The organism is Janthinobacterium sp. CG_23.3, assembly GCF_046115965.1.
In the GTDB taxonomy this organism is placed as follows: Bacteria; Pseudomonadota; Gammaproteobacteria; order Burkholderiales; family Burkholderiaceae_D; genus Janthinobacterium.
The window spans coordinates 1-1,271 of record NZ_JBJXIB010000273.1; the positions used below are offsets into that span (position 1 = coordinate 1).

The following is a 1,271-nucleotide window of genomic DNA, read 5'->3' on the forward strand; positions in this document are numbered from 1 at the left end:
GCGTCGCCTCCAAGCGCCTAAAGGCGGGCTGGAACGCCGACTACCTTGGCAAGGTGTTGGGCCTGGCCATCTGATCCTTCATGCAATCGCCCTGACCCCGCGGGCCGACCCCGGCTGGGCGCCAGGGGCTTTTTTTAGCGTTGCCGGCCGGCTAAGTTCGCCGCCTCAGGGCGCCTGCACCGTCTGCAGCGCGGCCTTGCCGGACTCGCTGAGGAAAGGCGCCAGCTTGGCGTATGGTACGACGATGTCCATGTCGCACGCCTGCGCGACGTGCGGGAAGGTGGTGGAGAACACCATGCCCTTGTCGCCCAGCGATAGTTGATAGTAGCGCGCCGCGGTCAGCAAGGGGCCGCATTCCGGGTCGCTGGTGTCGGCGCCGTCACCGGAGAGGATCAGCTTTTGCAGCGCCGGCGTCGCCTGGCTATCGCCCTTGCCGTCATGCTTGAACCACGTCCACAGGTCGACCTCCGTGCCGCCGGCAATGTCGATGGTGCGCTGCTGGAGTTGGTGGAACGGATACGCGCCGCCGCAAAAGCCTTCCCTATGCTGGCCAATGGACAGCCAGTTCTTGCTCCAGTATGTGATGGTCACCGAGGAATTGTAGTCCTGGCCCGGCGCCGCGCAGTCGAAGTACTGCTGCATAGCGGCGCGCGCGAACCGGTCGATCAATTTGTTGACGCCGGCCATGCCTGGCTGCGCCGGCGGGAAAGCCAGCGACTGGATCGAGCCGCCCAGCGTCGACAGCTTCGCGTACGCGCGCCGCCCGAACACGGCCGCTTGCCGCGTCACCTTCTGGGCGTCCAGCCGCGGGCCGTTGAAGGCGTCGGACAGCGCGTTGCCGGCGTCGTCGCAATTGCCCTTGCCGTCAGCGACCGCATAGCTGCGCGTTAATACTATCGGCGCCTTGCGCTGGCCCTTCGGACCGCTCCACTCCCCTTCCAGCCGGTCCGGCGCGACGGCGCGCACACGCCAGCGGCCGGTGGCGCCGTCGCCGCGGCCCTCGGTCCAGGCAAGGTTCTTGCCGTCGACGGCGCTCAGCGGGATGGTGTTGGAATGCTTCAGGTAGTAATACTTGGCGTCGTCCGATCGGTCGAAGCAAGCCAGCACCTGCTGCTTGCCGACGCTACCGCTCCAGACGCCGGCGCGCGCCGCGATCTGAGCGGCGTCACCGGTGGCCGCCAGGGCGATTGCATGAAGGCGGAGCCGAGGCGATGAGCACAGCTTGTAGGTATCGCTTGTAAACTCTTTGAAAAAGGCGTTTACTCTCGATA

1 protein-coding gene is annotated in these 1,271 nt (G+C 66.1%); it reads right to left on the minus strand.

Annotated elements, in window-relative coordinates; translation table 11 throughout:
• Positions 1 to 165: 165 nt before the first annotated feature.
• On the minus strand, positions 166 to 1,271 hold a 1,106-nt coding region (locus ACFDR9_RS27730), incomplete at its 5' end, for a hypothetical protein (protein ID WP_409033080.1).